Genomic DNA, 4,349 nt, shown 5'->3' with positions numbered 1-4,349 from the left:
CTCGGCGCGCGGGGCGTGTCCGGCGGGTCGAGGGTCAGGACCTGTTCCACCGGGCGGCGGGGGGTGCCGGTGCCCCGGGGGCCGTAGCCCAGGCGCAGCACCATCTGCGGGTAGCCGGACCCGTACACCGGGTCGCGGAGGATCCAGCGGAGGTCGGGCCATTCGAGGGCCTGGGAGGCGAAGGAGCCGCTGAGGCCGTGCAGGGTGGCGGTGAGCAGGACCCGTTCCATGGCCTGTCCGGCGCGCAGCCAGTCGGCGGGGGTGTCCTCGTCGGTGCTCAGCAGCACCAGCTGGGGGCGCTTCTCGAAGTCCGCGAAGGGCCGGCCGGGCAGCGGCTGGGTGGAGGCGAAGTCCCGGGTGGGGGCCGTTCCGCCGCGTTTGCGGGGGCCGAAGGCCGCCTCGGGGATGCCGTCGTCGGCGGCGGTGCCGCCGGCGCGGCGCGTCCAGTGCTCCAGTTCCGCCCGCCGGCCGCGGTCCATGGCGTTGTAGCCCTCGGCGGTGCCGATGAGGTCGAGGACGGTCTCCAGGTGGGCGTCGCGCAGGAAGGTGAACGTGGTGTCCTCGCGTCGCGCGGCCTCGGCGAGCGCGGCGCGGACGTCCTCGGGGATGCGCCGGTCCTCGAAGGGGTGGCGGCTGGTGTGCCGCTCGTGGATCGCGGGGTGGAGGGCGGCGGGAGGTTCGTCCGGTGTGCCGTGGGGCGGGCCGACGCGGAGGGTGGCGAGCAGGTCCGGCCGGGAGGGGTCGGGCAGCAGGGCCGCCGCCGAGGTCAGGCCGGCGCGGGAGACGGCGACCCGCAGGTTCAGCAGCGCGGCACCGCACCCCAGGTGCAGACTGCGGTCGACGGGGTCGGTGTGGGGCAGGCGGCGGGTGAGGTCGGCGAAGAGGGTGAACGTCCGGCCGGCACGGTCGTAGGTGAACCTCCAGGGCTGTGCGTTGTGCATCGACGGGGCGGCCGTCGCGTCGGCGACGAACCGGGCCACCGTCGCGTCGTCGAGCGGGGCACGGGCCATGGGGGCCTCCGTCGGGGCGGCGAGCGGCGCGGACCCCTCAACCCTGGTCCGCCGGGGCCCGTCCGGGCAGGGGCCTAAGGTCCCTGGGCGCGGACCACTCGACCCTCCGGGCACGCCGGGGCCGGCCGCGTACGGCGGCGGGCGGATGGGCCGGTGCTCCCCGGGCCGGGACCGACCGGCCCATGGCCGCGGGCCGCGCCCGGACCCAGGCTGGTCGTGGAAGACGCGGGACCCGTGCCGGAGGGAGAGGCCGGTCATGAAGGCACTCGTCTATCACCGCCCCGGGCAGTCCTCGTGGGACGACGTACCGGACCCCGGTCTCCGGGAGGCCACCGATGTGGTGGTCCGGGTCGGCACCGTCACGATCTGCGGGACCGATCTGCACATCCTCAAGGGCGACGTCCCCGAGGTGGCGCCGGGCACGGTGCTGGGGCACGAGGCCGTCGGCGAGGTGGTGGAGGCGGGCGGCCAGGTGCGGTCCGTGCGGCCCGGGGACCGGGTGCTGGTGTCGTGCATCTGCGCCTGCGGCCGCTGCCGCTTCTGCAAGGAGGCCCGCTACGGGCAGTGCCTGGAGGGCGGCGGCTGGGTCCTGGGCCGCACCCTGGACGGCACCCAGGCCGAGTACGTCCGGGTGCCGTACGCCGATCACTCCGTCCATCCGCTGCCGCCCACGGTGGACGGCAAGGACGCGGTGCTGCTGGCGGACATCTTCCCCACCGCCTACGAGGTGGGGGTGCTCAACGGCCGGGTGGGGCCCGGGGACACCGTCGCGGTGATCGGCGCGGGGCCCGTGGGCCTGGCCGCCGTCGTCGCCTCCCGGATGGTCAGCCCGGCGCGGATCATCGCCGTCGACCTGGCGGAGCCCCGGCTCGCCGCGGCCCGCAAGGTCGGCGCGGACGCGGTGGTGAACGCGGCGGAGTCCCCGGAGGACATGATCGCGGACCTCACCGAGGGCGCCGGCGCCGATGTGGCGATGGAGGCGGTGGGGGTGCCGGAGACGTTCGAGCTGTGCACCCGGGTGGTGCGGCCCGGCGGGCGGGTCGCCAACATCGGCGTCCACGGCCGGCCGGCCACGCTCCACCTGGAGGAACTGTGGAGCCGGGACCTGACCGTCACCACCGGGCTGGTGGACACCTGGACGGCGCCGATGCTGCTGCGGATGGCCGTCGCGGGCCGTCTCCCCCTCTCCGACCTGGTCACCCATGCCTTCCCCCTCGACCGGATGGAGGAGGCGTACGAGGTCTTCGCCTCGCCGGACGAGACCGGTGCCCTCAAGGTCGTGCTGAGCACCGGCAGGTCCCAGGAGGTCGTGGAGCGCACCACCCCGCTCTCCGCGCCCCCGCACGTCGAAGGGACGGCGTCATGACGGGCGGACCCCCGCGCCCCGCGGACCCGGAGAACGCCCCGGACCGCAGCGACCTGGGGCGCCGGGTCGCGAGGCGCCGCCGGGAGCTGGGGCTGTCGCGGGAGCAGGTCGCGGCCAAGGCGGCCGCGGCCCCCGGCTACCTCCGGTACGTGGAGGAGCACACGGCCCGGCCCGGCCTCGGGTTCCTGCTGCGGCTGGCCGACGCGCTGGACACCACGGTGGCCGAGCTGGCCGGCGGCACGGCGGAGCTGCCGGAGGGGTTCGGGCGGGCCGGGGCGCGCCCCGAGGTGCTGACGATGACCACCGGGGAGTGCTGGGACCGGCTCGCGGGCCACGGGGTGGGGCGGGTCGCGGTGACGGTGGGCGGCGTGCCCGCCGTCTACCCGGTGAACTACACCGTCGTCGGCGGTCTCCTCGTCTACCGGACGGCCCCGGGCTCCGGTCCGGCGGCGGCCGCCGGGCACGAGACGGCCCTGGAGGCCGACCATCTCGACGAGGCGTTCAGCCAGGGCTGGAGCGTCCTCGCGGTGGGTCCGGCGCGCGCCGTCACCGACCCGGAGGAGGCGCGCGGGCTGGACGAGAAGGCGTTCAGCCGCCCGTGGGTGGGCGGCGACCGCACGGAGTGGGTCGCCCTCCGCCCGGACCGGCTGACGGGCCGCCGCATCCGCGTCCAGGGCACCGGCGGGGAGCCGGGGGCGGCGCCGTGAGGGACGGCGTACGGCAGGGGGGCGTGAGGAAGCGAACGGAGGCATCCGATGAACAGGACACTGGAGTGGTCCGTACAGGTCCATCTCTTCGAGAAGAAGGGGTCGACCACGGCGCGCGCGGTGCTGGACACCGGCGCCACCTCGCTCACCGGGTACGGCAGCGCCCGCTGCAACCCCTCGGACCGGGACGTCCCGGAGATCGGTGACGAGCTGGCCGCCGGGCGGGCGATCGAGGACCTCGGCGAGCAGCTGATCCGGGCGGCCGACGAGGACGTGGCGAGCGCCACCGGCTCGCGGCCCGAGGGCGGCTGAGCGGTCAGCTCTCCGGCACCCAGCCCGCTTCCGGGGCCTGCGGCGCGGGCGCCGCAGGCGGGCCGGGCGGTTCGGCGAGGGCACACCACGACAGCGGCACCAGCAGGTCGGAGACGTGCCGGGAGACGACGAGCAGCAGATCGTCCAGGGTCACCATCCCGACGGTCCGTGCCCCGTCCAGCACCGGAAGCCTGCGGACGCCGGAGCGCCCCATCGCCCGGTACGCCTCGTCGATGTCGTCGTCGCCGCGCACGGTGACGACCGGCGCGGTCATCACCTCGGCGACCGGGGTGTGCGGTGTGCGCCCCTCGGCGAGTCCGCGCAGCGCGAGGTCGCGGTCGGTGACGATCCCGCGGACGGCCCCGTCGTCCACCACGACGACGCAACCGACCATGCGCTGCTCCATCCGCCGGGCGGTCTCCCGCAGCCCGGTGGCGGGCGGCACCGTCACGACGGGTGTGCGCATCACCTCGCGGACCTTCACGGCGGGCTCCTGACGGATGCCGGAACGGACGCGGTGCGCGGGCGGGGTGCCCGCCACCCCGTGGTCCGGCGGGCGGGTCCGGTCTGCTGTCCACTCTCGTCCCGGGGGCGGGCGAGCGCCGTGGGTCGGGTGTCCCCTCCCCCGGCCCGAACGGCCCATCCGGGCGCCGGGTCAGCCGGGCTGCGGGACGACGGCGACAGGGCAGTCCGCGTGGTGCAGCGCGGCGTGCGCCACCCGGCCGAGTTGGAGGCCGAAGTGGCCGGAGCGGCGCCGCGCCCCGAGGACGAGCAGGTCGGCGGCGGCGGAGCGCCGCACCAGCACCTTGTGCGGCGGCCCCTCGGCAAGGTCGAGGCGTACCCGGACGTCGGGGTGGGCGGCGGCGGGCCCCGCCAGGGCCTCGTCGAGGAGTTCCGCCGCGCCCCGCTCGTGGTGGTGTCCGCGCTCCCCGGAGCGCAGGGGCGTGCCGGTCT

Annotated in this window: 6 protein-coding genes; 3 read left to right on the top strand and 3 right to left on the bottom strand. The window is 76.5% G+C overall.

From position 1 onward, the window contains the following. Positions 1–1,010, bottom strand: a 1,010-nt coding sequence (locus AC51EU_RS27665; RefSeq protein ID WP_496269820.1) for an Acg family FMN-binding oxidoreductase, incomplete at its 3' end; no start/stop codon positions are given. Between the two features lie 256 nt (positions 1,011–1,266). Between AC51EU_RS27665 and AC51EU_RS27660 the strand changes: the two genes are divergently transcribed. The 3 genes from AC51EU_RS27660 to AC51EU_RS27650 are packed head-to-tail and all read left to right on the top strand — an operon-like array spanning position 1,267 to position 3,395. Then, the gene (locus tag AC51EU_RS27660; RefSeq protein ID WP_496269819.1) at positions 1,267–2,376 is read left to right on the top strand and encodes an alcohol dehydrogenase catalytic domain-containing protein; all 1,110 of its coding nucleotides are present in this window, start codon (positions 1,267–1,269) and stop codon (positions 2,374–2,376) included. After that, on the top strand, positions 2,373–3,083 hold the full coding sequence (locus AC51EU_RS27655) for a helix-turn-helix domain-containing protein (RefSeq protein WP_496269818.1): 711 nt from the start codon (positions 2,373–2,375) through the stop codon (positions 3,081–3,083). The genes AC51EU_RS27660 and AC51EU_RS27655 overlap by 4 nt, the downstream gene beginning before the upstream one ends. A gap of 48 nt (positions 3,084–3,131) precedes the next feature. Further along, the gene (locus AC51EU_RS27650; protein WP_496269817.1) at positions 3,132–3,395 is read left to right on the top strand and encodes a DUF1876 domain-containing protein; all 264 of its coding nucleotides are present in this window, start codon (positions 3,132–3,134) and stop codon (positions 3,393–3,395) included. A 4-nt stretch (positions 3,396–3,399) separates the two neighbouring features. Here AC51EU_RS27650 and AC51EU_RS27645 read toward each other — a convergent pair whose 3' ends face one another. Beyond that, positions 3,400–3,879: a CBS domain-containing protein gene (locus AC51EU_RS27645; RefSeq protein ID WP_496269816.1), complete on the bottom strand. Its 480-nt coding sequence runs from the start codon at positions 3,877–3,879 to the stop codon at positions 3,400–3,402. 171 nt (positions 3,880–4,050) lie between these two features. Further along, a partial coding sequence (locus AC51EU_RS27640) for a universal stress protein (RefSeq protein ID WP_496269815.1) occupies positions 4,051–4,349 on the bottom strand: 299 nt, incomplete at its 5' end.

This window comes from Candidatus Streptomyces philanthi (genome assembly GCF_059553635.1).
This window is presented reverse-complemented; position numbering and strand designations above follow the sequence as displayed.

Excerpts from the sequence above, each read along its gene's own strand:
- AC51EU_RS27655 (WP_496269818.1), top strand. The coding sequence starts at position 2,373 with ATGACGGGCGGACCCCCGCGCCCCGCGGACCCGGAGAACGCCCCGGAC.
- AC51EU_RS27660 (WP_496269819.1), top strand. The coding sequence starts at position 1,267 with ATGAAGGCACTCGTCTATCACCGCCCCGGGCAGTCCTCGTGGGACGAC.
- AC51EU_RS27650 (WP_496269817.1), top strand. The coding sequence starts at position 3,132 with ATGAACAGGACACTGGAGTGGTCCGTACAGGTCCATCTCTTCGAGAAG.